Genomic DNA, 22,050 nt, shown 5'->3' with positions numbered 1-22,050 from the left:
GAGAGGACGGGTCAGCCGTTATCCCTCTGCGGCCTTTTGTTCCTGCTTTAGCCTCATCCCGGCGAGATGAACCAACGCGCGAATTGCCCGGGCGTAATCGGCTACCAATCCCGGAGTCCAGGCCATGGTGGTCGCCCGCCGTCTTAGCTGTGCAGCAATCCACAGCTCGGGCATAAAGAACAGACGGATAAAGGCTAACCAATCATGGTGCCGGGAAGCCAGAACGCCATCCATAGCGGCTTCCAGGGCAAAGGCAACGCTGCTGGAACAGTTTCGCCAGGTCAAATTATAGATTTCATCTTGCCGATAATGTTCCCAGAAGTGTCGCAGGCTGGCTTCGTTATAGCGAGAGAAGATAATTTTGCGCGTCGATTCGCACCACTCTTCTGCTTCATGCCGATAGCTTGGCTGGAAGACGCCCGCTACATTATTTTCCTGTGTCGCCTTCAGGATATTAAAAAATTCCCCCGGTGAACGGTCAATTTCAGTGGCAGGATAAAGGCTGATATAGAGGTCCGGAGTCATTTCCAACGCCGCATGCCCGGTGGAGATCACACCATTGCTATCGACAGCAGCAATATAGCGATTGATCACCGGCCTTGGCAGCGCGGGATTGGCTGAGGTGCCCTCCGGCGTCCAGATATGGACCGTAAGCCCTTGTCCCTGCGCCCCCATATCCCGGGCATCAAACACCTTGCCGGGACGGCGTCTGGCAACATTTTTCAGCAAACTTACCGGGGCAAACAATTGAAAGATAGAACTGCCCTGCTGTAAATGCCGCAGGCTCAAGGCGATATTAAGGGTATTGATACCGCCCAGGATCAGCGTCATACCGATAAATAATGACAGGGTGTCGTGGTAGTGGGTCGGCCACGGCGTGACCAGAAAAACGGCGAACGCGAAGCGACCGATCCCGCCGATAAAGGTCTGTTTCCAGCGTTCAAAGCGCACCACCCAGGCGGCCAGCATCATCAGTATGGCGGTAATGAAGTAGCTAAAACCGAAAAAAATCGCCAACAACATATCGCTGGTTGAACGACCGCAGAGGATCATCAGTGCAACAAAACAAAAGATGCCACCTTTAAAGGTAAAGATTGCCCTTTGCGCACCAGACGCACTGGAAGCCATAAACAGCGTGACCATACTTTCGATCAGCAACAAGGCACCAAAAGTACGCAATGGAAAATAGCGAACACCATCAAGACCATCAATAATAATGACCACCCCGAGGACTAACCACAACAACGCGATCAATGCTAACGGTAGCGCTTTCTTGCGGGTAAAACGCGTACCAAAAAGTAACAACGCAATTTGAACCATGCTCAATACTCGCTTTTATTATTTAGCGGGAGAGTTTCCGTGCACCACATTCCATCGTCCTATCAATGCAAATCCTTGCTCGCTGTCGACGCGGATCAGTTCTTGCTGTGAAATGGTAAAGTTTTTGCCGTCTGCCAGCGTTAAATGAAAGGTGTAGCCATAACGACTGGCTCCGTCATCAATTGCCTGCTGCCAATAGGCCAGCAGTCCGTTAACCTCCTCAGGAGCAACGGCATCCAGTAACCCCTGTCGGTTGTTCGGCAGCCGAACCGCACCAAATAGCGCCGGATTGTCCCAGGTTAACGTGCCGGTCGGCATTGCCATATGGTAGCGTTGGCTAAACGCCGACTCAGGGCTGACCGACTTGATATTGCGCGTCAAAATGCGCACAAAGACCAACAACAGCGCGATAGTACACAGATAGCACTGCGCCAGAAGTAATGATTCATTGCTGTTCAGACCGCTTAAAAAGAACGGACCAAGCCCCTGCCAGGAATAAAAAACCACCAGCGCGGCGAGAACAAGGAAGGTCAGAGAACCGGCCCTGCTGCCGACAATAATGGTCAACAGCAAAATAAGTACAATCGGCAAGACAGTACGCAAGAAAATCAGTGCCGTATTATCCGCCAGACTCAACGACTGACTAAAAATATGCCAGGTCGCCAGCAGCGTTGCCGCCAGAAGCAATACACCTATTCCCAGTTGCATTGGCCGCGACAAACGGGTCATGCTGCCCTGGTTTACCATCCAGCCAGCCAACATAATGTTGACGGCAATAATTCCGCTGACGTTGGCTGCCCACCACACCCAGAAGTGTGACAGAGAGATATGCTTACTGAATGATAGCCATCCGACCCCCAGCAGTGCGGCGAGAGCGCTGATGATCAACGAGGCGAGTAGCCAAACCAGAATAATATTGAGATCGTCACCTCGGCGCGAAAAACGACGGGTGCAGTAAGCTACGGCCAAATCTGAACCCAGGGAGATAGCGGATAAAACAAAGGAAGTTTCAAGATTATGCAACATGCCGGCATCAAGCAGCATACGTGCGATAAACAAGGCGAAAAACAGCGCTGGCCAGTGACGTTTGGCGTTAAATAAGAAGGCGGCCACCGCGACCCCGGCGGGAAACCAGACAAAGGCCACTCGGGTATAAGGGTCATCCAATAGCAACGAGATATAGCCTAATATGGCATAAAGACAGGCCCAGCCAATCAGCGTCAAGCCCAGGCGAAGAGTCCGCAATGTGTTGTCCTCCCTATTGCGCGTTTACAGCCCGAATCAGGACAGGCTGCCTGCCCTTAAAAATGATAATTAACCCCAACATCAACTACATAACTTTGCGATTTATCGACCATTGGACTGGATGTCACCGTCTGATCGAGAAAATTCACCCGCGCTGAGGCATAACCATCCCAACGAGGAGAAAAGGTATAATCGAAGGCCATCTGGATCCAGGGGGTAAGGCTTGCCGTTGGATTATAGGCTGGCAAGGAACTGCGTTCAGATTCTGCATCCGAGACGCCATAATAGTAACGGTTTTGGCGAGCACTTTCCCAGTCCAGGCCAAAGGCAGGGATTACGGCCAATTGCTCGATAGGCAGCAGAGCTTGCCAGGATAGCGTCGCCATAATTCCGTTGCTTACGCCGAGGGTATCGGCGGCAACTTGCCCAAATAATGCCCCCAGCGGAGTAATACGCTGATAACTGACCCCCGCCATCATGGTCGTGCGACGGTTATTTAGCTGTTGCATTGCCCAACCATTACCGTCACCGCGATCGTAGCTACGATCGAACCATAATCCCTTGATTTTTAATTCATTATACTCATCCTTCCACGCCAGGATGCCTGCTTCATCACCGTCAATATAGAAAGTATCCCCCGTCCAGGTAAGTAACGGGAATGGAAAATAATCCACGCGAGTGGCACGGTAAGGAGAGATTTGCCATTCATTATCCAGACCCAATGCCAAGTCTTTTGCCTGTGTAGTGACAGCGATAAGGAGCAACGATGCGCTCAAGATCCTGGTTATCATGCTGTTAACCTCCAGGGCTCAGCCAGTATATGTCATTGTTATTGGTTCGTTGAACAGCGACTGAGAATGCATATTTAGTTACAAGTGTAGGCGATAGTCTTACAATAGTAAAAGGTGAAATATCGATATTTATCAATTAAATATATTTAAATCAACTTCGTTAAAAATAAAAAATGCCGCTAATTAGCGGCAGAATTTGCCAACAAAATCATCATCAGCAGCGCTAAAAGAGAGGCTTCATCCCAGGTTATTGAGAACCTCTTTTGACGCCTTCGCAACTAATAAAGTGCCAGCGCATCCGCCATGGACTCAACGCGGGCAAAGGCAGCATACAGCGCATCGGCAGTCACCGCATGCGGCATATTTTGCATATCGGGCGCATGGAGTGAAGCTTGAATAATACTGGCCAGCTCCTGATCATTGAGTTCGGCAATTTCCCTTAAACGCAGAGGCACGGCACAGGCGTGGGACAATAACACCGCTTCGCGCAGTTCCTCATCACTGCGATCTTCCAACGCCAACAAACACAGATTACCGAGACCGACCAATAATCCATGACCAAATTCACGGGTTTTATCACAGACGGTAAAACCTTCATATATCGCGTGCGACGCCGCCGCATGGGCACCGCTGCTCATAAGGGAAGTCAAACCAGCAAACATAAAGATGGCATCCAGTACCTGGTCCAGCTCGCTATTGGCTTTTCCCGCACGCACTGCATCACAGGCTGGCGCGCCATAGGCGGCGATCAGATCATAGCAAATACGACTGTTGGCGCTCGATGAGCGCGCTACGCCGCTTAAATCACTGTGCTGACTGCTGATGGCTCGGAATTCATACCATTTAGCCAGGGTATCGCCCAATCCGGCCGCCAGCCAGCGCAGCGGCGCCTGGGCAAGCAGTTGACTATCGATTATTACCGCTGCGGGCGCCTGAGGCAACGGATAGAGATCGCGGAAATGTCCATCATCAAAGTAGCGAATGGACAGCGGGGTTACGGCCGCGCAGGTCGCAGCAATGGTCGGTAGGGTCACTACCGGGATCTGACAGGCAACGCCGACGGCTTTGCCAGTATCCAGTGATTTTCCGCCACCGACGCTGATAATAATATCCGCAGATAAGGCGACTACCTGTTTAGCCAAACGCAGAATATGCCCTTCGCTGCACTCGCCGCCATACCATTCGCTGCCCACCAGCGTCACCGACGTGCCCTCCAGGCAGTGACGAATGTTGTCCCCAACCGCCGCCAACGCCTGATGGCCGCCGATCACCAACGCGCGTTTACCTAACCGGCTACAGATAGCGCCAAGTTGGGAAATTACGCCGGGGCCGCGCAAAATTTGAGCGGGGAAAATAATATTCTGTGCTTGCATTTACTGCCTCTCTGTCGACTTTGGTCATGATGTTTCAGGCTGCATGCTAATGGTCATGCGTGGTGAGATAAGCAAACTTTGCGCCATAACGGGCCGAACTCTGTCCGTTACAGACAGGAAAGCACTATTTGCCACGTCCTAAACGAATGGCACTACAACAAAGATATCTCCACGGATAATGCCCGCCATAAAAACGGGCAGAGGATAACTACCCTGCCCGCTTGGCGATTACTACCTGTTTTTTAAAGGCATAACCAGGATTATCGTCTAAGTGACGCCGTCACATATTTACAGCATTGGCAGGTTGAGATCGTGGCTTTTCGCACAATCAATGGCCTGCTGGTAGCCGGCATCGGCATGACGCATAACGCCAGTGGCCGGATCATTCCACAATACACGTGCCAGTCTGGCATCTGCCGCTTCTGTCCCGTCGCAGACAATCACCATACCAGCATGCTGAGAAAAGCCCATGCCGACTCCGCCACCGTGATGCAAGCTGACCCAGGTGGCACCGCCTGCAGTATTTAATAATGCGTTAAGCAGTGGCCAGTCGGAGACCGCATCCGATCCGTCCTTCATGGCCTCGGTTTCACGGTTTGGTGACGCCACCGAGCCGGTATCAAGATGGTCGCGTCCAATAACAATTGGCGCTTTCAGCTCGCCATTGCGTACCATCTCGTTAAAGGCCAGTCCGGCGATATGTCTTTCACCCAGACCCAACCAGCAAATACGCGCCGGTAAGCCCTGAAACGCAATGCGCTCACGGGCCATATCCAGCCAATTGATCAAATTGGCATTATCCGGGAATAGCTCTTTCAGTTTAGCGTCGGTTTTATAGATATCTTCCGGATCCCCAGACAAGGCAACCCAGCGGAAAGGACCTTTGCCTTCACAAAATAGCGGACGAATATAGGCCGGCACAAAGCCTGGGAAATCAAAGGCATTAGCGACCCCTTCATCTTTGGCAACCTGGCGGATATTGTTGCCGTAGTCCACGGTCGGGATGCCCATGGCGTGGAAGTCGAGCATCGCCTGGACATGAACGGCCATAGACGCCCGCGCTGCTTTGACCACCGATTGAGGATCGCTGTTACGTGCCTGTTGCCATTGTTCAAGCGTCCAGCCCTGCGGCAAATAGCCATTGAGCGGATCATGCGCCGAAGTCTGGTCGGTGACGATATCAGGACGCAGTCCGCCCTGTTGCGCGCGTTTTACCAGCTCTGGCATGATATCCGCGGCATTACCCAGCAGACCGACAGAAATGGCCTTGTTCTCGGCGCAGGCTTTTTCAATCATGCCCAGCGCTTCGTCAATGCTATAAGCCTTGTAGTCGAGATAACGCGTGCGCAGACGGAAATCGATACGGGATTCCTGACATTCGATAGCCAACACACAGGCACCCGCCAACACCCCGGCCAACGGTTGTGCCCCACCCATGCCGCCCAACCCGGCAGTGAGGATCCAGCGGCCACTGAGATTGCTGTCATAGTGCTGACGTCCGGCTTCGGCAAAAGTTTCATAGGTGCCCTGCACAATGCCCTGAGCGCCTATGTAGATCCAGGATCCGGCGGTCATCTGGCCGTACATCATCAAGCCGGCTTTATCCAGCTCATGAAAATGTTCCCAGTTAGCCCAATGAGGCACCAGGTTAGAGTTGGCGATCAGTACCCGCGGTGCCTCGGTATGTGTACGGAACACCCCTACCGGTTTGCCGGATTGCACCAACAGGGTTTCATCTTCTTTAAGATGACGCAGGCTGTGCAAAATACCTTCAAATGCTGGCCAGTTACGTGCCGCTTTGCCAATGCCGCCATACACCACCAGATCTTGCGGGCGTTCTGCCACATCGGGGTCCAGGTTGTTTTGGATCATGCGATAGGCCGCTTCGATCTGCCAATTCTGACAGCTTAATTCCGTCCCCTGGGGAGCACGCACCACACGGGCAACGGCGTTTTTCAGTGAAGAAGTCATGTGTTACTCCTGGCAAAATTGAAAGTTAGAGAAAGCTTGGTAATAAAGACTGGATCGGTGCAGGCCAGTTTTCGCGGCTGGCCCACAGACGCATATTTTCGACATCCGGCGCCATCAGGCGGTCACGTTCCAGGAAGGCGACTTTTTCACGCAGCGTGCGCAGTTCTGCTTCCATTATTGCCGAGCTTTGCAATGGCCGATTAAAATCGATACCTTGCGCCGCAGCCATGGCTTCAATGCCCACGATCACTGCGGTGTTAAAGCACATATCGCCGAGACGGCGGGCGGCATAGGTAGCCATCGAGACATGATCTTCCTGGTTGGCCGAAGTTGGCAGGCTGTCGACGCTGCCGGGATGAGCCAGTGACTTGTTTTCCGAAGCCAGCGCGGCAGCGGTGACCTGGGCAATCATAAAGCCGGAGTTGACGCCACCATCGTTCACCAGGAAAGCGGGCAAACCGGATAAACCGGTATCAAGCAGCAGCGCGATACGACGTTCGGAAATGGCGCCAATCTCGGCGACTGCCAGGGCAATAATATCGGCAGCAAAGGCCACGGGTTCGGCGTGGAAATTACCGCCGGAAATAACATCGCCATTTTCGGCAAAGACCAATGGATTATCCGATGCGGCATTGGCTTCGATTTGCAAGATACGCGCCGAGTGTTTGAGATTATCAAGGCATGCGCCCATCACCTGGGGTACACAGCGGATGGAATACGGGTCTTGTACGCGGCCACAGTGGGCATGAGAAGTGACAATGTCACTACCTTCCAGCAGACTGGCAACTGCCGCTGCTACAGCGATTTGTCCTTCTTGCCCACGGGCAGCATGGATACGTGGATCCAGTGGTTTGACCGAACCTTTAATCGCTTCCAGTGACATGGCACCGGCCACCAGTCCGGCAGCAAACACCCGCTCACCTTCAAACAGACCGCGCAGCGCCAGTGAAGTAGAAACCTGAGTGCCGTTAAGCAGCGCCAACCCCTCTTTCGGGCCAAGGATAAACGGCTCCAGCCCAACGCTGGCCAGTCCGGCGACGGCGGAAACTTTCTCGCCGTTAACGCGGACTTCACCTTCGCCAATCAACATTAAGGAGAGATGTGCCAATGGGGCCAGGTCGCCGGAGGCACCTACGGAACCTTTCTGTGGTATGCAGGGCATGACGCCGGCATTAAACAGGGTAATCAGGGCTTCAATCACTTCCATGCGAATACCCGAGTGGCCACGGGACAGACTCAGCACCTTGGTGGCCATCACCAGGCGGACCACGTTATCCGGCAAGTCTTCACCGATACCGACACTGTGCGACAGCACCAGATTGCGCTGCAACTCTGCCAGGCGTTGCGCCGGAATGCTGGTTTGCGCCAGTTTGCCAAAGCCAGTATTGATGCCATACACCACCCGGCCCTGTTCAACAATACGCTGCACCGTTTGCTGCGATGCCAGCACTTTTTCGCGGGCTGAATCAGCCAGTTCTATGCGCACGTTGCCCTGGTAAATCTGACGTAACGTGGCTAAACCAACCTCACCGGGTTGCAAGTGGCAAAGTGTCATATCAGTGGATGAAGAAGCCATAATCTATTCCTGTATAGACAAGTTAATGTAAACTTTTTCCCGGCACGGTCACCCGCCCGGGAATAGTGTAAATCTGCGACACTGTGCCGCCGTTAACCTTTCAATAATCCGCCTGACGGCCAACTAAGGCCGCCAGACGCCTAGTGTTCCTGAGATTGCAGGGTTTCCACACGGATCTCTTCGGTCACCCGCGCTTTCAGTGCCATAAATTGCGGCGAGGTTTTCAGTCGATAGTCTCGCGGATGCGGGAAATCGACCGCCACTTCGGTTTTAATACGGCCAGGACGAGCACTGAAAATCGCCACTTTATTGGCCATAAAAATTGCTTCGTCGATATCATGGGTAACAAAGAGTACCGTCTTGCGCGACGACTCCCAGATGGACAGCAGCAATTCCTGCATCATTACCCGCGTCTGGTTATCCAATGCGCCAAAGGGTTCATCCATCAGCAGGATTTTCGGGTCATTGGCCAGCGCACGGGCAATAGCGGTACGTTGCTGCATCCCACCGGAAAGCTGGCGCGGGAAATGATGCTCAAAACCGCGTAACCCCACCTTATTAATAAAGTAGTCGCTGCGCTCGATTTGTGCCGCTTTACTTACTCCGCGCTCCTGCAGACCAAAGCAGATATTCTGCTGCACACTCAGCCAGGGGAATAAGGTATAACTCTGGAACACCATACCGCGATCGGCACCCGGTCCGTCAACCAGTTCACCGTCGAGCCATACCTCGCCGCGCGTCGGCTGGTCCAGCCCGGCGACAATGCGCAACAGCGTAGACTTACCGCAGCCGGAAGGTCCGAGGATAGTTATAAAATCGTTTTCATCGACCTGATAATCGACCGGCAATAACGCCTGGGTTTGTTCACCCTTTGGGCCGGTAAAGATACGTTCGACCTGGCGGACACTTAATTTTGGATGCATCATTTCAGTGAACTCCAGATAAACAGCCGCCGATTGGCCGCTTTAAACAAGAAATCAGACAGCAGGCCAATGCAGCCGATTACGATAATGCCAAAGATCATCTGCCCGGTATTAAGCATCGCCTGGCTATCAACAATCATATGGCCAATACCGCTGGAAGAGCCGATCAACTCGGCGACAATGACATAAGTCCAGGCCCAGCCCAGCACCAGCCGCAGTAGCTCGGCAATTTCCGGCGCAGCACCGGGAATAATCACCCGCCGTACTACGCTGCGATTGGTGGCACCGAGCGTATAGGCGGCTTCGACCAGATCGCGCCGTGCGGCCCCCACCGTAACGGCCACCATCAGGGTGATCTGAAAGAAGGAACCGATAAAAATAACCAGAATTTTTTGCATTTCGCCAATGCCCGCCCACAAAATCAGCAAAGGCACAAACGCTGACGCTGGCAGATAACGACAAAAGGAAACAAAGGGTTCAAAAAAGGCTTCCACCAGCTTATAGGACCCCATCAGGATACCTAACGGCACGGCAATGATTGACGCTAAAACAAAGCCTCCCAGCACACGCATCACCGTCATGCCAATATCGGTAGAAAAACCGAACTCGGTAAACAATAACCAGCCCTCTTCAAGCATGCTGGCCGGATTGGCGAGAAAGGTCGCCGAGACGACGCCGGTAAAGGTGACCAATGCCCAAACGGCAAAAAACACCACAAAAAAACAGAACCCCAGGAACCAGCGCTGACGCGCGGGAACCGGTCGCAGCGGAACCATCATCGGGTTGTGCCAGACTTTTTTACTGGCCGGCAGCGGTGCCGGCGAGTAAGGGGCTGACCCAGATGGGTTCTGCGTAATATCAGTAACAGAACGTGGCATCGAGGGTTCCTTTATCACTATTTTTTCACGTTATTGACATACTGAGGATCAAACAGCGTGCTGATATCCGGGGTTTTGCGCAGGATCTTCATACCGGTAAGCAAAGTGGCTGCTTCCTGGCTAAAGCTGGTGATCTCGCCGCTAAAGAATTTTTTGTTTTGATCTAGGTCCTGCCAGCGCAGGTAGCTGGACTCTTCGGCAAACTGCTTGCCGGTTTCCTTGACGGCGGCACCCATGATTTCGTTGGATTTATCCGGCTCTTTCTTAATCATATCCAGCGCTTCAAAATAGCTGTTGACCAGCGCCTGGGCTGCTTTCGGGTTTTTATCCAGGAAGGCCGGAGTACAACCGAGAGTATCCATCACCATTGGATATTGCAGGGTGGTGGCCAGAATTTTGCCTTTGTCCGGGCTTTGGCGAATGGTGGACAGGTAAGGCTCATAGGTCACCGCCGCATCATTTTGACCGGCGATAAAGGCATGTGCTGCGGCATCGGGTCCGAGGGTGGCCAGTTTGACATCTTTCATGGTCATACCGTTTTTATCCAGCATCCACGCCAGCAGGAAGTAGGACGAAGTCCCTGGCGCATCGACGCTGATGGTTTTCCCCTTCAGATCGCTGATCTTGTTGATCCCCTGACGTACCGCAACGCCATCAGCACCATAAGATTTATCGAGTTGCACGATTTGTTTAATCGGCACACCTGCGGCATTCCAGGTCAGGTAGGTTTCCACCGTGGTGGCGGCACACTGCAAGGCCCCGGAAGCAATCGCCAGATGGCGTGACTGTTGAGGTACCATTTTTAGCGTGACATCGAGACCGTTTTTCTTAAAGATGCCGGCCTTGTCTGCCAGCGTCAGCGGCGCAAAACCTGTCCAGCCAGAAATACCAATAGCGACCGGGGTATCCGCTGCCTGTGCGGCCCCGACACTGACGCAACCCAGGGTTACCGCCATACTTAATAAGGTGAAGGATTTTTTCAGTCCGGCTTTAGATAACATTTTGCTCATTTGCCACTCCTGTCGAAGTACCTGTCTTAAGAAAATTGGCTTACCAAAGGGGCAAGCCACGCTACTGTCTATTCTTGTCTATACAAGTTAGTCATTAAGTAAGGCAAGATGTATGCCAGTTATCACTAATGCTGTGCGCTATTCTAAAGAGCGGGCAATCAACGGTTGCCACGGGTTAAGCACTTTCTCGCACCAACCTTGTTGCACTTCACCGGTCCGTTGCGGTTTATTTCGGTGCAGGCAACGCGCTATTTTGGCGCATCACCTGACAGGGGTTATAGCGGTAATATGGCCGCCCATATCAGCAAGGCGTCGGCTGTTTGTGGCTGCAACAATAATTCCAGCGTCATATCTTCACTATTCGACCACACAACGCCCTGCTGTGCGCTCAGGCCGTTCTCGCCCTGTAGCAGCCATTCACCGCGCAGCACCAGCAGTACACCACCGAGCAGCAATGGCGCGCAAAACTCCTGCTGTTTGGCGCTAACCACCGCCCGGCAAGTACCGCGCCGGGTCATAATATTAAAATCTGTGGTAGTACCCGCCAGCAGACGTGATGTCACCGCCACATCCCCGGAGAAGGCAAAAGGCTCGGCGATGCTGGTTAAGGCATGATCAATCTTGCCTTCGGCAAACAGATGCACCCCCTCACCGGACAATAAGGTAATAGAGCGATCGATCCCCGGAAACAGCGAAAAAAGTCCATCCTCGGCGATAGTAGCAATACTGGCACGCCAGTTAAAATCGCTGGCCTGGTCGGGAATACTGAGGATTTCACGGGTTTCGCCGCCGCCGTTACGCCATGGCGTAACCGCCAAGTCAGCCACCGTAAAAAACTCCAGCGTATTGTGAATAGCAGAAAAGTGACTCATAAGACCTCCTGGCCCAGCAAACGCAATAGCGCGATAAAATCTGCCGCCACCTGCGCTTGCTGCGGATGACGACCGGCAACAATTTTTATCTCACCGGCCACCCAGACATCCTGGATCTGCGCCGTACCGCCGGCAAAAATCCAGCGATTGAGCAGTTGACTGTCTTCGGCCGCGGCAAGATACGGGCATTCACTATCCAGCACCAGCCAGTCGGCGCGGTAACCCGCCGCCAATTTGCCGACGGGTATGGCGCAAGCCTGCGCCCCACCCGCCAATGCCTGCTGATAAAGCAGATCCCCTACTGCAGGTTGTTCGGGCAATGTCAGACGGTTACGCCGAGTATCACGCAGTCGCTGGCCATATTCCAGCCAACGCAGTTCTTCAACGACGTTAAGGGAGACATGACTGTCGGAACCAATGCCCCAGCGTCCACCAAGCGCCAGATAATCCACGCCAGGGAAAATGCCATCGCCGAGGTTGGCCTCGGTGGTGGGACAAAGCCCGGCCACCGCCGCGCTGACGGCCAGCTGTTTGAGCTCGCTGGCGTCGGGATGAGTGGCGTGGATCAGGCACCAGCGTGCATCCACCTCAAGGTGATCAAACAGCCAGGCGATGGGGCGTTGTCCGCTCCAGTGCAGGCAGTCATTGACCTCCTTTTGCTGTTCGGCAATATGAATATGCACCGGCAGAGTTGGGTCACTGGCGGCCAGCACCTGCTGCATTTGCTCAAGGGACACGGCACGCAGGGAATGAAAACATAATCCCTGGTTTTGCGTTGGCCGCCCGGCAAGCTGACGAGAGATAACCTGCTGCTGCGCCAGGTAGCCGTCAACATGTTGAATAAATCGCCGCTGACCTGCCTGCGGCGGTTGCGCGCCAAAACCCGCATAGCTATACAGCACCGGCAACAAAGTGAGGCCAATACCCGCCTCACTTGCTGCCTCACTGAGCTGGGCGGTCATTTCACCGGGATCGAGGTACGCCTGGCCCTGCACATCGTGATGAAGATAATGAAATTCAGCGACCTGAGTGTAGCCACCTTTCAGCATTTCAATATATAACTGACGGGCGATCACCCCCACCTGCGGCGGCGTCAGGCGAGCGACCATGCGGTACATCAGATCTCGCCAGGTCCAGAAACTGTCTTGCGGATCCCCCGCCACTTCAGCCAAACCGGCCATTACCCGTTGAAAGGCGTGGGAGTGAAGATTGGGCATGCCCGGCAACACGGGCCCATTGAGCCGAGTACAGCCTTCTGCGTTGGCATGAGAGGTAACCTGCGCGATCATGCCCTGGGTATCGACATCAAAGCGAACGTCATGTGCCCAGCCGTCGGGCAATAAGGCGCGGGGGGCAAAATATGCGGGCATAGCAATATTCCTGAATAATTAAAAAATCAAAAAATGGCAATCTGCGACACTTTTTTCATCAGCTTGTCTATACATATACATACGCCAAATAGAACTGTAAACTTGTCACTGCGGTTTTTTTGAAAATAATTTCAATGACACATTTTTTATTTTGAGTGAGGTGAGTGACATGTCTGACCAACCATTGTCTGAACAACAGGTGGTGTCACAACAAATTTTGTCGCAACTGTCTGCCGCGATCAGCGATACTCCTGCGCCGATTTATCAACGGGTTAAGCAGGCAATTATTACCCAGATCCGCACCGGGGTATGGCAACCTCACCAGCGCGTGCCTTCCGAAAGCGAGTTGGTCAATGAGCTGGGTGTCAGCCGCATGACCATCAACCGCGCACTGCGCGAATTAACCAGCGAAGGATTTTTGATCCGTATGCAGGGCGTGGGGACTTTTGTTGCCGAGGCCAAGGTCTATACGCCAATGCTGGAAGTGCATAATATCGCTGATGAAATCGCCGAACGTGGCCATAGGCACAGCAGCAAAATCCTGCTTTGCGAAGCCCGCCCGGCCAATGGCGATCAGGCGATGCAACTGGGTATTACCCGCGGTCAGGAGATGTTTTATTCGCAAATTGTGCATTACGAAAATGACCTGCCGGTGCAAATTGAAGAGCGCTGCGTTAATCCATTAACCGCCCCTGACTATTTGCGCGAAGTGTTTAATCACAACACCCCTTATGACTACCTGATAAAAGTGGCACCGCTGACCGCCGGGGAGCATCGGGTCGAAGCCGTTAGCGCCAGCGAGACACAGAGCCGCTATCTGCAACTGAAAGAACACGAACCTTGCCTGGTGATCCATCGTCGTACCTGGAGCGGCAATCAGGTGGTGACCTCTGCCCGTCTGATTTATCCCGGTTCGCGCTATCAGTTATTTGGTCGTTTCACCAGTCATGGTTAAGGGGTTTGCGGCGCGCCATAGAGCCTAATTTTGCCGAAATTTTCTTATCGGGCCAGTGGAGAACTGCCATTTTGGAAAGTATCTCGTGATAAGAAAAAACTATTACCCCGGCGCTTGCCGCCGCTGAATTTATGCGCTAGCTTGCCTGTAGTTGTCTATACAAGATACGTTCAGTTGGGAGATCTTCATGGCGGTACCCTTGCAGTCACCATCCCCTTGCGATAACAAAATGTCCTGTGACAGCCTGTGGTGGGGAGCCGATCTGGTCACACTGCGCGACGGGCGCTACAGCATCATTGAAAACGGCGCAATAGCGGTTAAAGACGGAAAAATTTTGTGGATTGGCCCTTATGCCCAATGCCCGGATTTTGACGCAGCACAGCGCACAGATTTTGGCGGCGGCATTATCACCCCCGGCTTTATTGACTGTCATACCCATTTGGTGTTCGGCGGCGATCGCAGTGGCGAATTCGAGCAACGCCTTAACGGCGTCAGTTATGCCGATATAGCCGCACAGGGCGGGGGCATCCTCTCTACCGTCAACGCCACCCGCGAGGCGACGCAACAACAGTTGATTGATCAGGCAGCTTTTCGCCTGCAGCCACTATTGGCCGAAGGTGTGACCTGTGTCGAAATCAAATCCGGCTATGGACTGAGTGTGGAAAGTGAGCTGAAGATGCTGCAGGCGATCCGCGCACTCGGCAGCACACAACAGGTTGAAGTCAAAGCCACCTGTCTGGCAGCCCACGCCATTCCCCCGGAATATCAGGGGCGCGCCGATGACTATATCGATCTGATTTGCGAGACCTTGTTGCCCCAGGTAGCGGCAGCGTCGCTGGCCGATGCCGTCGATGCCTTCTGTGAACATCTGGCCTTCTCGCCGCAGCAGGTTGAACGTGTATTCAATAAAGCCAAATCCCTGGGCTTGCCGGTTAAACTGCATGCCGAACAATTATCCGCTTTGCATGGCAGCACCCTGGCGGCCCGACACGCCGCACTCTCTGCCGACCATCTGGAATATGCCACCGAAAGCGATGTCCAGGCGATGGCCGCCAGCGGCACCGTCGCCGTCCTGTTGCCTGGCGCCTACTATCTGCTGCGCGAAACCCAGTGCCCGCCAATAGCGCTGTTTCGTCGCCACGGCGTTGCCATGGCGCTGGCCAGTGATGCCAACCCCGGCACCTCCCCGGCGTTGTCATTGCGATTAATGCTTAATATGGCTTGCACCCTGTTTCGTATGACGCCGGAAGAAGCGCTGGCCGGTATCACTTACCATGGTGCCAAAGCGCTGGGGCTACAGCAGACCCACGGTTCACTGGAAATCAATAAGGTTGCCGATTTTGTTCACTGGCCCTTGGCTCGCCCGGCAGAACTGGTTTACTGGCTGGGCGGTCAGTTGCCCTGCACCGTGATTTATCGAGGAGAAATTCGTTTATGAGTCTTGCCGATCCTTTTACATTTACTCAGGGTAGCGTACCGCTGCTGATCAGCATTCCCCACGCCGGCACTCGCCTGACACCTGCGGTGGCTCGTGGTCTGACTGACGATGCGCAACCGTTGTCGGACACCGACTGGCATATCCCGCAACTGTACGATTTTGCCCGACAACTCGGAGCCAGCATGCTTGTTGGTCAATATTCTCGCCTGGTGATCGACCTTAATCGCCCGGCGGATGATAAGCCACTGTATGCCACGGCTACCACCGGCTTATATCCCGACACGCTGTTTGATGGTCGTCCGACCTTTAAAGACGGGCAACAACCCGACGACGCAGAACGTAAGCGCTATCTCGATGAGGTCTGGCAGCCCTATCACCAGCAACTGCAGCAGGAACTGGCGCGGATGAAGCAACAGTTTGGCTATGCCATGCTGTTTGATGCCCATTCGATTGCCTCGGTGATCCCGCGCCTGTTTGACGGCCGATTACCCGATCTTAATCTGGGCAGCAACGGCGGCGAGAGCTGTGCCCCGGGGTTAATGTCCATGGTTGAAGCCTGTTGCCAAAGCCAGGATAAATTCAGCCACGTGCTGAATGGACGCTTTAAGGGCGGCTATATCACCCGCGCTTATGGCCAGCCGTCGCAGCAGCAACATGCGGTACAGCTAGAGCTGGCGCAGTGCAACTATATGGACGAGAAGGCCCCCTTCCCTTATGTCGCGGCCAAGGCCGAGCAGTTGCAAGGGGTGCTTAAGCCAATGATCTCCGCCATGTTGCAATGGGGTCAAACACAACATCAGTAACCTTGCGACGGATTCACCCAATCCTGCCGCTATCAGTCAGGATTGGGTATGGCGCTCTCGGGCGGGAAGGGCTTAAAAAAATGCGGAATTATTCATTAAACAATCGATCGTAGACATGCTGTAAATGGAGTTGCATTGCCTGTTTGGCTGCTACTGCATCACGAGCCAAAATGGCGTCGGTGATCGCCTGGTGATCGGCGTTCATTTCCAGCGGAAAATCATTTTCGGCATAGTGCGATTCCAGACGAACAAAACGTGTAGAGTCACGTTTATTCCACAGGTATTCCATCATATCGCGCAACACTTCGTTGCCGGTCATTTCGCTAATCAGTAGATGAAAGCGCTTATCTTCTTTCAGGAAAGCCTGATTATTGCTATTGAGCTGGGTCAGTTCACGGTTAATCTCTGCCAGTTTTTCCCGCTGATCGTCGGTGCCGTTTAATGCTGCCAGTTCGGCGTTAGTAGCTTCATAAATCTGCCGCGCTTTGATCAACGATTGCAAACTGAATTCCTCTTCAATTTGCGTATCCAGCTGCGGCGGCAGCGGATCGCTGACATACACCCCATTGCCAGTTCGGATCTCAATCCAGCCGGTGATTTCCAACGCAATCAGTGCCTCGCGGATTGACGAGCGACTGACGCCAAGCTGTTTGGAAAGATCGCGCTCGGAGGGGATCATCTCTCCCGGCACAAATTGTCCGCTTTTAATGCAGTTAATGAGTAAATTTGAGATTTGGCGATAAAGCCGTTCCACTTTTAACGTTGGTAATTCCATTGCGTTCCCCGGATCGCCCTGATTTTATTTAGTGTTTTTACCATACATCAACCCACCTCGCTCTGCCTAGCCTGATACCGACCCGCTATTCACCTTTGCCGTAGCAGTCAGAAATTTTGGCGCATCGAGGGATAAAAAATCAATATTGCAGACTGGATCACATTATTTCACTGAATAGTCCTGAATGATACACAGGTCTGGTGGCCTGACCAGCAGACGATTGGTCCATTAATGATAAAAACGTTTACCCTACACTCGTTTTTTTACAATAAATCACAGGTAAGGACAGGCTATGCAAGCTTCTTCTCTGGAAATCGCACCACCAGAAATCCTCGCCAGATCGAATAAAATCAAACGTATACAGACGATCTCACTGACATTATTGTTCCTCGCCGGGATCATCAATTTTCTCGATCGCGGTTCGTTATCAATTGCCAATCAAACTATTCGTATGGATTTAGGTCTATCAGCAACGCAGTTTGGGTTTCTGCTATCCGCATTTTCTTTGTCGTATGGTATTTCCCAGCTTCCCAGCGGTCTGCTGCTCGATCGTTTTGGTCCACGGGTGATCCTCGGCGGCGGACTGCTGTTTTGGTCTTGCATGCAGGCGCTGGCGGGCAGCGTTAGCAGTTTCAGCCACTTTATTATGCTTCGTATTGGCCTGGGGATTGGCGAAGCACCATTTATGCCCAGCGGCGTAAAAGTGGTAAATGACTGGTTCAATATCAAAAAGCGCGGCCTGCCAATGGGCATATTTAACTCCTCGACCACCTTGGGTCAGGCCTTTGCCCCGCCGATCCTGGTGGCGTTGATGTTGGCTTTTGGTTGGCGCATGATGTTTTTAATCATCGGTATCGCCGGGATGGTCATTGCACTGTGCTGGTATGCCTGGTACCGAAACCGCGACCAGCTAAGCCTGAACGCCGAAGAAACCGCCTATCTTGATCAAGGCAGTAAACCATTGGCCAGTAATCGCCTGAGTTTTCGTGAATGGGGCTCATTGTTTAAACGTCGCACGGTATGGGGCATGATCCTCGGTTTTAGCGGCGTTAACTACACCGGCTGGCTCTATCTGGCCTGGCTACCCGGCTATTTGCAGGCTGAGCGAGGTCTGAGCTTGGCCAATACCGGCTGGGTCGCGGCTATTCCATTCCTGTTTGGCTCGCTGGGAATGCTGGTTAACGGTCTGGTAGCAGATAAATTGGCCAATCTCGGTTACTCGCTGCTTAAAAGCCGCAAGACGCTGATTTGCTTTGGCCTGATATGCTCTGCTGCCTGTACCCTGCTGGTGATCCAGTCATCGAGTACGGCAATGGCCGTATCCTTTATCAGTCTGGCTCTGTTCTTTATTCATTTTGCCGGTACCTCCGCCTGGGGACTGGTGCAGATTATTGCTCCGTCACGCATGGTGGCTTCGTTAAGCAGTATCCAGAACTTTGGCAGTTTTATTTGTGCCTCATTCGCGCCGATAGTTACCGGCTGGGTACTGGACACCACCGGCTCTTTTAACTGGGCATTGGTGGTTTGCTCCTGCGTAACTTTTGCGGGGGCACTTTCTTATTTCTTTATTGTAAAAAACCCAATCGAAGCGGCAGACGCTGCCTGATAATTTTTGTAGCCTGTCTGCTGGCAGCTACCTATATCTACTTAAGGAGTAACGTATGGAACAAACCTGGCGCTGGTATGGTCCTAATGACCCGGTATCACTCGATGATGTTCGTCAGGCGGGTGCCACCGGCGTAGTCACTGCGCTGCACCATATCGCCAATGGCGAAGTGTGGCCGATTGACGAGATCAAAAAACGTCAGGCCCTGTTAGCCGAGAAAGGTTTGGTCTGGTCGGTAGTGGAGAGTATCCCGGTACATGAAGAGATCAAGACACGCAGCGGCAAGGTTGAGCAACATATTGCCAACTATCAGCAATCGATGCGTAATCTGGCAGCCTGTGGCATTGATACCATTTGCTATAACTTTATGCCGGTTCTGGACTGGACGCGCACCGACCTGGGCTATTTATTGCCGGACGGTTCACGCGCGCTGCGTTTTGACCAAACCGCATTCGCCGCTTTTGATTTGCATATTTTGCAACGTGAAGGCGCCAAAGAACAATATTCAGCGCTGGAACAGCAGCAGGCTGCCGACTATTTTGCCGCTATGTCCGAGCAAGACAAAACGACGCTGACTGCCAATATTATTGCCGGTTTACCGGGTGCCGAAGAGGGTTACACGCTGGATCAATTCCGTGCGCGTCTGGCCACGTATGATGGTATTGATAAAGCTGCATTGCGTGAAAATATGGCCTATTTCCTGCGCGCTATTGTGCCGGTGGCCGAGCAGCATGGCCTGCGTCTGGCGGTTCATCCGGACGATCCACCGCGTCCTATTCTCGGTTTGCCGCGCATTGTTTCCACCATTGAAGATATGCAGTGGCTGAAAGACACCGTGGATAGTGTCAATAATGGCTTTACCATGTGTACCGGTTCTTACGGCGTACGTGAAGACAATGACCTGGTGAATATGATCGCCACCTTTGCCGATCGCATTCACTTTATTCATTTACGTGCGACCTGTCGTGAGGAAACCCCGGGAAGCTTCCACGAAGGGGCTCATCTCGACGGTGATGTCGATATGGTCTCGGTGATCAAAGCCATCCTCACTGAGGAACAGCGCCGCCGCCATACCCAGGATCTGCGCCCTATTCCTATGCGTCCGGATCATGGTCATCAGATGCTGGACGATCTGAAGAAAAAAACCAATCCAGGCTACTCGGCAATTGGTCGACTTAAAGGTCTGGCAGAATTACGTGGTGTAGAGCGGGCGTTAAAGCAGACGCTCTTTACGGAGTAGGCTTAAAGTCAATTAACTCCGAGGAGCTGTTTCGGTTTTATAATAGCGGTGGCAGCTTAACCCGCTGTGCCGAACCGAGTTAAGGAGCGCTGGCCCGCTCCTTAACAATCCTGGGCCTTTTGGTGTTGTTGATTTGTCTGCTGCCTATTACCGGCTATGTTTCAGTGACTCCCAGCGTGGCACGAGCCGCGCTGCTGCGCAGTCCCCTTGCTCGGTCGGGAGCCAAAAACGTCTCCCTCCGCTTCGCGCGGCGCCGTCTCTGAATGTGCCAGTCAGCTCTGTACACCATACGGTTTCAGAAACTACTGTTTTGTCTTTTTGTCTTTTTGTCTTTTTGTCTTTTTGTCTTTTTGTCTTTTCTGCCTTTCGCAGTTGACCTTTAATGTTGCCGGTTTTGCTTTAAATGCTTACTGGCCGATTCAAAACCTACGCTGAGCGACGTGGAGCGAGACGCTTTTGGCTCGCGACCGAGTGAAGGGACCGCGCAGCGGCGTGGTTTAGGCCACACACCGATGTCACTGGAAAGAACTACAACCGAGGGCACGACACTGTTCAATTTGGACAAGGCGCAGGATTCCAAAGGAGGCGCGCCTTCGCCTCCTTTGGGCGGTCTGGGCCGCCGCCCAGTGAGCGCAGCGAATGCCCTTGACCTTGAAGCTGACCTTGACCTTGAAGTTGAAGTTAAAAGCAAATTTGCAATCAAAAACAAACAAGTAATTTAAAAACCCACCGCTTACTCCCCCCAGGTCCTCTCCAATACCTTGATCCAGTTCTTATGACACACCTTCTCCAGCAGCGCCTGGTTGTAGCCCGCTTCACGCAATGCGGCTACCAGCTTGTGCAAACCTCTGACATCCACCATATCTGGCGTTAAAGTCACCCCGTCAAAATCAGAGCCAAATCCCACGTGGTCTTCACCCAGTTTTTCCAACAGATAATCTACATGGCGCACCATCTCGTGGACGGTGGCATCTGGTGACTTTTGGCCATCTTCGCGTAAAAACGACATACCAAAGTTTACGCCGACAAAGCCCCCGCTCTCTTTAATCGCCGCCAACTGCTTATCCGTCAGATTACGCGACTGGGCGCTAAGGGCATGCGCATTGGAGTGACTGGCCACCAGCGGCGCATCGCTGTGCTTTGCCACCTGCCAAAAGCCTTTCTCATCAAGATGAGAGAGATCCACCATAATCCGTTTTTCATTACAGGCTTTTACCAAGCGGATACCCAAATCTGTCAGACCCGGCCCCAGATCCGGCGTTGACGGGAATTTAAAGGGTACACCGTGGCCGAAAATATTTGGACGACTCCATACCGGTCCGATTGAACGCAAACCCATGGCATATAGCACATCCAGCAAATAGAGATCCGGGTCAATCGCCTCGGCACCTTCAATATGCATAACTACAGCTAATGCCTGATTTTGCATCGCCTGGCGAATTTCATGCGCGCTGCGGCAAATTTTTACCGCCCCCGCGGAGGATTTTTCGATGCGCAACAAAAACGCCATCATGCCAATTGTGACGTCGCGCGCAGAATTGAGATCGGGAGTAGGCGAAAAATCAGGATGTTTTTTAGTCCCTTCCAACAGAAAACGCGTATCGATCCCGCAACCAGGCACGATATTTGCTGTATCCCCTGAGTCAGTGGCTACAGAGGGTAATTTGGGCGAAGAAACATAGGCAGCAAACAGGCCTCCCGCAAAGCCAGCCTCACGGCAGCGTGGCAGATCCAATTGCCCACAGGCGGGTCCCTGGAGGAACGCATGCTCCGGTTGCTGATGATGGTTTAACCAAAGTTGCGATAAAACATCATTATGGCCGTCAAATACCGGTACCAGGCTCTCGATTTCACTGACTTTGTTATTCATAAAAAAGGTCTACCCTTGGTTAAGCACGACATAG

General features: G+C 52.9%; 19 protein-coding genes. 6 read left to right on the top strand and 13 right to left on the bottom strand.

The features are described 5' to 3' along the window. Window positions 1–18: 18 nt before the first annotated feature. The 11 genes from GW590_RS15110 to GW590_RS15060 form a co-directional block, all read right to left on the bottom strand. Complete coding sequence (locus GW590_RS15110) at window positions 19–1,320, bottom strand: HdeD family acid-resistance protein (RefSeq protein WP_169403876.1); 1,302 nt, start codon at window positions 1,318–1,320, stop codon at window positions 19–21. 18 nt (window positions 1,321–1,338) lie between these two features. Next, entirely contained in the window at window positions 1,339–2,565 is a 1,227-nt protein-coding gene (locus GW590_RS15105; RefSeq protein ID WP_169403875.1) for an MASE1 domain-containing protein, read from the bottom strand. A gap of 56 nt (window positions 2,566–2,621) precedes the next feature. Next, window positions 2,622–3,356: a MipA/OmpV family protein gene (locus GW590_RS15100; protein WP_169403874.1), complete on the bottom strand. Its 735-nt coding sequence runs from the start codon at window positions 3,354–3,356 to the stop codon at window positions 2,622–2,624. 278 nt (window positions 3,357–3,634) lie between these two features. After that, a complete protein-coding gene (locus GW590_RS15095; RefSeq protein ID WP_169403873.1) occupies window positions 3,635–4,729 on the bottom strand; it encodes an iron-containing alcohol dehydrogenase family protein in 1,095 nt (364 codons plus the stop codon). Between the two features lie 288 nt (window positions 4,730–5,017). Continuing rightward, window positions 5,018–6,700: a urocanate hydratase gene (hutU, locus tag GW590_RS15090; RefSeq protein ID WP_169403872.1), complete on the bottom strand. Its 1,683-nt coding sequence runs from the start codon at window positions 6,698–6,700 to the stop codon at window positions 5,018–5,020. Window positions 6,701–6,725: 25 nt separating this feature from the next. Further along, a complete protein-coding gene (gene hutH / locus GW590_RS15085) occupies window positions 6,726–8,276 on the bottom strand; it encodes a histidine ammonia-lyase (RefSeq protein WP_169403871.1) in 1,551 nt (516 codons plus the stop codon). Window positions 8,277–8,416: 140 nt separating this feature from the next. Beyond that, entirely contained in the window at window positions 8,417–9,202 is a 786-nt protein-coding gene (locus GW590_RS15080) for an ABC transporter ATP-binding protein (protein ID WP_169403870.1), read from the bottom strand. Continuing rightward, entirely contained in the window at window positions 9,199–9,975 is a 777-nt protein-coding gene (locus GW590_RS15075; RefSeq protein ID WP_211186793.1) for an ABC transporter permease, read from the bottom strand. The genes GW590_RS15080 and GW590_RS15075 overlap by 4 nt, the downstream gene beginning before the upstream one ends. A gap of 119 nt (window positions 9,976–10,094) precedes the next feature. Beyond that, window positions 10,095–11,087 carry an ABC transporter substrate-binding protein gene (locus tag GW590_RS15070; protein ID WP_169403868.1) on the bottom strand — a complete coding sequence of 331 codons (993 nt, stop codon included), beginning with the start codon at window positions 11,085–11,087 and terminating at the stop codon, window positions 10,095–10,097. A gap of 275 nt (window positions 11,088–11,362) precedes the next feature. Next, window positions 11,363–11,959 carry a HutD/Ves family protein gene (locus GW590_RS15065; protein WP_169403867.1) on the bottom strand — a complete coding sequence of 199 codons (597 nt, stop codon included), beginning with the start codon at window positions 11,957–11,959 and terminating at the stop codon, window positions 11,363–11,365. After that, the gene (locus tag GW590_RS15060) at window positions 11,956–13,329 is read right to left on the bottom strand and encodes a formimidoylglutamate deiminase (protein WP_169403866.1); all 1,374 of its coding nucleotides are present in this window, start codon (window positions 13,327–13,329) and stop codon (window positions 11,956–11,958) included. The genes GW590_RS15065 and GW590_RS15060 overlap by 4 nt, the downstream gene beginning before the upstream one ends. Before the next feature lie 169 nt (window positions 13,330–13,498). Between GW590_RS15060 and hutC the strand changes: the two genes are divergently transcribed. The 3 genes from hutC (at window position 13,499) to hutG (ending at window position 16,525) form a co-directional block, all read left to right on the top strand. Next, complete coding sequence (gene hutC / locus GW590_RS15055) at window positions 13,499–14,284, top strand: histidine utilization repressor (RefSeq protein ID WP_211186786.1); 786 nt, start codon at window positions 13,499–13,501, stop codon at window positions 14,282–14,284. Window positions 14,285–14,471: 187 nt separating this feature from the next. Further along, a complete protein-coding gene (hutI, locus tag GW590_RS15050; protein WP_169403865.1) occupies window positions 14,472–15,722 on the top strand; it encodes an imidazolonepropionase in 1,251 nt (416 codons plus the stop codon). Further along, window positions 15,719–16,525, top strand: coding sequence for an N-formylglutamate deformylase (gene hutG, locus GW590_RS15045; RefSeq protein WP_169403864.1), 807 nt, complete (start codon window positions 15,719–15,721; stop codon window positions 16,523–16,525). Before hutI ends, hutG begins: the two co-directional genes overlap by 4 nt. Window positions 16,526–16,613: 88 nt before the next feature. Here hutG and GW590_RS15040 read toward each other — a convergent pair whose 3' ends face one another. Next, the gene (locus GW590_RS15040; RefSeq protein ID WP_169403863.1) at window positions 16,614–17,300 is read right to left on the bottom strand and encodes a FadR/GntR family transcriptional regulator; all 687 of its coding nucleotides are present in this window, start codon (window positions 17,298–17,300) and stop codon (window positions 16,614–16,616) included. A gap of 292 nt (window positions 17,301–17,592) precedes the next feature. Here GW590_RS15040 and GW590_RS15035 point away from each other — a divergent pair, with 292 nt between their 5' ends. From GW590_RS15035 to GW590_RS15025, 3 genes are all read left to right on the top strand, one after another. Continuing rightward, the gene (locus GW590_RS15035; protein ID WP_169403862.1) at window positions 17,593–18,906 is read left to right on the top strand and encodes an MFS transporter; all 1,314 of its coding nucleotides are present in this window, start codon (window positions 17,593–17,595) and stop codon (window positions 18,904–18,906) included. 55 nt (window positions 18,907–18,961) lie between these two features. Beyond that, entirely contained in the window at window positions 18,962–20,146 is a 1,185-nt protein-coding gene (gene uxuA / locus GW590_RS15030; RefSeq protein WP_169403861.1) for a mannonate dehydratase, read from the top strand. Between the two features lie 512 nt (window positions 20,147–20,658). Then, window positions 20,659–20,868, top strand: a complete 210-nt coding sequence (locus tag GW590_RS15025; RefSeq protein WP_169403860.1) for a hypothetical protein — start codon at window positions 20,659–20,661, stop codon at window positions 20,866–20,868. Between the two features lie 11 nt (window positions 20,869–20,879). On the opposite strand, the gene GW590_RS15020 is transcribed toward GW590_RS15025, so the two are convergent. Further along, window positions 20,880–22,016, bottom strand: a complete 1,137-nt coding sequence (locus GW590_RS15020) for a dipeptidase (RefSeq protein WP_169403859.1) — start codon at window positions 22,014–22,016, stop codon at window positions 20,880–20,882. Window positions 22,017–22,050 lie beyond the last annotated feature (34 nt).

This window comes from Rouxiella aceris, from assembly GCF_012933545.1.
Classification (GTDB): domain Bacteria; phylum Pseudomonadota; class Gammaproteobacteria; order Enterobacterales; family Enterobacteriaceae; genus Rouxiella; species Rouxiella aceris.
This window is presented reverse-complemented; position numbering and strand designations above follow the sequence as displayed.